The organism is Streptomyces sp. NPDC057638 (assembly GCF_042800315.1).
In the GTDB taxonomy this organism is placed as follows: Bacteria; Actinomycetota; Actinomycetes; order Streptomycetales; family Streptomycetaceae; genus Streptomyces.
Map to the genome: position 1 here is coordinate 1 of NZ_JBHVHF010000487.1, position 3,950 is coordinate 3,950.

At 76.6% G+C, this 3,950-nt stretch carries 2 protein-coding genes; one reads left to right on the forward strand and one right to left on the reverse strand.

What is annotated here, in order from left to right; all coding sequences use genetic code 11:
• Positions 1-119: 119 nt before the first annotated feature.
• Positions 120-1,832: a helix-turn-helix domain-containing protein gene (locus ACFVIM_RS33720; RefSeq protein ID WP_384309786.1), complete on the reverse strand. Its 1,713-nt coding sequence runs from the start codon at positions 1,830-1,832 to the stop codon at positions 120-122.
• A gap of 116 nt (positions 1,833-1,948) precedes the next feature.
• Between ACFVIM_RS33720 and ACFVIM_RS33725 the strand changes: the two genes are divergently transcribed.
• Positions 1,949-3,913, forward strand: a complete 1,965-nt coding sequence (locus ACFVIM_RS33725) for a DUF6350 family protein (RefSeq protein ID WP_384309788.1) — start codon at positions 1,949-1,951, stop codon at positions 3,911-3,913.
• Positions 3,914-3,950: the final 37 nt, after the last annotated feature.

The window sequence follows — 3,950 nt, forward strand, 5'->3', positions numbered from 1 at the left end:
CCCCAGAGGACTTCTCAGCGAGGGACACGGGCCCCTCGGCGTACCCGGGCACGATCCCGGGTCCGGCGGGTCTGTGTGCCTGAGGATCGGACGGGTCAGCGGGTCAGCGGGTCAGCGGGTCAGCGGCTCTGTGGAACCAGCCGTTCGGGGCCGTGGGCCGGTTCGGAGAGGAGCTTCCGCCGCAGCTCCCTGTCCTGGACGGTCAGCGGCGGGGGACCGGCGTGTGCCGGTACGCCCGCGACGCGCTGCCCGGCGGGCACCCCTGGCTCGTACTGCTGGGGCGCCGTCATCAGGGTGAAGCTGGTCGCCGTCACGATCAGCGCCGTGATCGCGAGCGCGGTGCGGGTCCAGAACCAGACATGGTCCTCGCTGCCCTCCCGTACCTCACGCGCGGGCGTCAGTTCGGGTTCGGGAAAGGCGTCCGCCAGCTCGATGAGCCGACGGCGCAGTTCCTCGGGCGAGTCGAGCTCCGGCAGCCGCCCGGCGAGGGCCTCACGGGCGTGCAGCACCCGGTTGGCGGTGGCGGGTGTACTGGCTTCGGTCTCGGCGGCGGTCTCCGGCAGGTCCAGGCCGAGACAGTCGTAGAGGACGACGGTACGGCGGTACGTCGGCGGCAGCGCCAGCAGCGCTTCGAGCAGCGCTCGCGGCCCGGGTTCCAGCGGCGGCGTGTCCGGGTGGCGATACGCCGGGCGCAGTCGCTGCCAGGGGGACATGGCGAACTCGTACGCGGCGGCGCGGGTCCAGCCGGTCGGGTCGCGGTCGCGGGCGACCTCGGGCCAGTGCTGCCAGGCGAGGTGGAAGGCACGTTCGACGGCGGCCTGGGAGAGCACGCGGCGGCCGGTGAGCAGGAAGGTCTGACGAACGAGGGCGGGGGCGTCGCGGGTGTAGAGGGTGTCGAAGGCGTGCTCGGGGGTGGGGCCCGTCCTCTCCGCTTCCGAGCCGGGGCCCGAGCGGGGTGCCCAGCTGAGGCCGGGGGCGGTATCCCCGAAGGTGTTGGTGTTGGTGTTGGTGTCGTCGGCGTCGGCGTCGGTGTGGGGTTCGTTGCTGCCGCTGCCGCTGCCGCTGCGGGTGTCCGTGCCGAGGCCCTGTCCCTGTCCCTGTCCCTGTCCCAGTCCCTGTCCCGGTCCCGGTCCTGTGCCCGGTCCTGTGTTCCGGTCCTGGCCCCGGTGCGGGGCCGGGCCGCCCTGGCCGGGTTCCTGTCGCGGGGGCTGGGGCTGCTGGACCGGGGGTGCGGGCTCGCGGGCCCCGGCCGCCCGTGGATCGCCCTGGGCCCGTGGCCCGTCATCGGGCCCCGTGGTCTCCAGTACCGCCGTGGGCGCACCGGCGGGGTGTCCGGCGACCGCCGTCACCACTGCCGCCGCCACCGCCGGGGCGGGCGCGGCCGGTTCCGGAGTCTCCGTCGCGACGGGCGCGGCCGAGACCCCGGCCCCGCCACCGGCCCCCACCCCCGCGTCCGTACCGGTCACGGATACGCCGACGCACGCGGGCGCACCCGCTGCGAGCTCTGAGTGGTCCGCTCCAGCGGCGGCGATGGGCGCGGTCACCGGGCCGCCCGCCCCAGTCTTCATTCCCGTACCTGTGGCGGGAGCGGTGGGCACCGGAGCGTCGTCGCTCCGCGCCCCGGGCAGGCCCAGCAGCTCCGCGTACGCCGTGCGCCGAGGGCCGCGTGGACTGCTGCGTCCGGACTCCCAGGCGCGGATGGTGGCCCGGGTGACCCCGATCGCCGCCGCGACGGCCTGCTGGCTCAGCCCCCTGGCCTCGCGCAGCCGTCGTCGTTCCTTGGGCGGGGGGAGGGGGATATCGGGCGGGCGGGAGGAGGTGCTCTCCGTCATGTGGGGCTCCACCAGATGGTGCATTTAACGTAAAAGTACATAAACGCATATTGGGCGACACAACGGGCATTCGCCCGTTACATGGATAGAGCGCGTGTCGTTGGCAGCATGGCCGCGTGACCCAGCTGACCGACGACGAACCGTCGTGCTCCCCGGAGGCCGTCCTGGTGCAGGGCGGCCGGACGGGTTCCCTGGCCGCCTGCGCCGTCCGGGGCGCGACCGCCGCCGGGCTGGGGCTCGGCGCGTTCGCGGTCCTGGTGACACTGGTGTGGATCAGCTCCCCGTACCCCGACAGCGGCCCCGACGGCGCGCTACGGGTCGCCGCCGCGCTCTGGCTGCTGGCGCACGGCGCCGAACTGGTGCGGATCGACACCTTCTCCGGCCACCCCGCGCCCATCGGGCTGGTGCCGCTGCTGCTGATGGTGGTACCGCTCTGGCTGGTCCACCGGGCCGCGCGGGACGCCGTCCTGCCGGACGTACGGCGGGCCCGGCCCTCGGCGGGCGGCGCGGTCACGGCGGTGGCCGGGGGATATCTGCTGGTCGGAGGCGCGGTGACGGTCTACGCGGAGGGCGGGCCGCTGACGCCCGGCTGGCCGGGCGCGCTGCTGTGGCCCCCGCTGCTGACGGTGGCCGCCGCCACGGCCGGGGTGTGGACGGCACTCGGCCGCCCGGGGGTGCCCGCCGCCTCCGCCCGGCTCGCGGACATCCGGGTCGCGCCGCGCGATCCCCGGGGCGCCGTCGCGCTGCGGGCCGCCCTGGCCGGGACGCTGACCCTGGTCGGCGGCGGGGCCCTGCTGGTCGCGTGCTCGCTGGTCTGGCACGCGGATGCCTCGCAGGACTCGTTCCTGCACCTGGCGGACGGCTGGACCGGGCGCCTCGCCGTGCTGCTGCTCGGGATCGCGCTGGTGCCCAACGCGGCGGTCTGGGCCGCCGCCTACGCCCTCGGACCCGGCTTCGCCCTCGGTACGGGAGCCACCGCCGCCCCCTTCGCCGTGGACGGGGACCCCTCGCTGCCGCACTTCCCGCTGATCGCCGCCGTTCCGGGCGAGGGCCCCGGCACCCCGCTGAACTGGGCCTGCCTCGCGCTGCCCGTCCTCGCCGCGCTCGTGATCGCGCGCTTCACGGCGGCGGGCACCCGCGCCGCGCCCTCGCCGTATCCGCGTCCGCCCCGGGGGAGACGGCCCGGTGGCCCGGCGGGCAGCAGCCGGGACACCGCGCTGACCGCCCTGCTCGCGGCGGCGGTCTGTGCCGTGCTGACCGCGTTGCTCACCGCGCTCTCCGGTGGGGCGCTCGGCACCGGGCGGCTCGCGGACTTCGGTCCGGTCTGGTGGCGCGCGGGCGCCGCCGCGCTGCTGTGGTCGGCGCTGATCGCCGTCCCGGCGGCGGTGCTGATGCGGCTGTGGGCGGTGACGGTGGCGGTACGGAAGCGCCCCCGGTCGGCCGGGGGCGAGCGGCCCCCGGCGGTCCGTACGCCCCGGTCGGCAGCACCGGGTTCCCCGCCGGCCGGCCCGCCGCCGAACGGCTCCGGCGGCGGTACGGAGACAGCGCCGGAGCGGAAGGGATGGCGGGAGGGAGCCGGGACGGCGGAGGTCTCCGCGTCCGGTCGGCGGCCTTCCCGTGACCCCGGCCCCGAGGACCCGCCCGACCTCTACGCGCTGACGCCGGAATCCCTGATGGCCGAGGAACCGGAACCGGCCGGGAGGGCCCTGGCCGACCCGGTGACAGAACCGGCCATGGAACCGGCCCGGCGGGCGGATCCCGATCCGGAACGTCCCTGGGCCGCGCCCGTGAGCCCCTGGCCCGAGACCCCGGACCTCAGCAAGCGCCCGAGCGCGATCCGCCCCCCGACGCCGACGCCGACGCCGGCCCCGCCCGCGCGGCCGACCACGACTACGCCCCAGGACCCGGCCCCGCCCGCGAACCCGGCCCCGACCGCGCCCGCGAACCCGGCCCCGGCCCCGGCCCCGGCCAGAACCAACACCACGACCGACACGGACACCGACACCGACACGGACACCACGACCGAAGCCGGCGGCGACCGCGACGCGGATGCCGAGACCGCCGCCGCCCCTCCCCCCTGAAGCCAGGCCGCCACCCACGACAGACGCCCGTCACCAC

Bases quoted from the DNA above. Each gene is read 5' to 3' on its own strand.
- ACFVIM_RS33720 (WP_384309786.1), bottom strand. From the start codon at position 1,832: ATGACGGAGAGCACCTCCTCCCGCCCGCCCGATATCCCCCTCCCCCCG.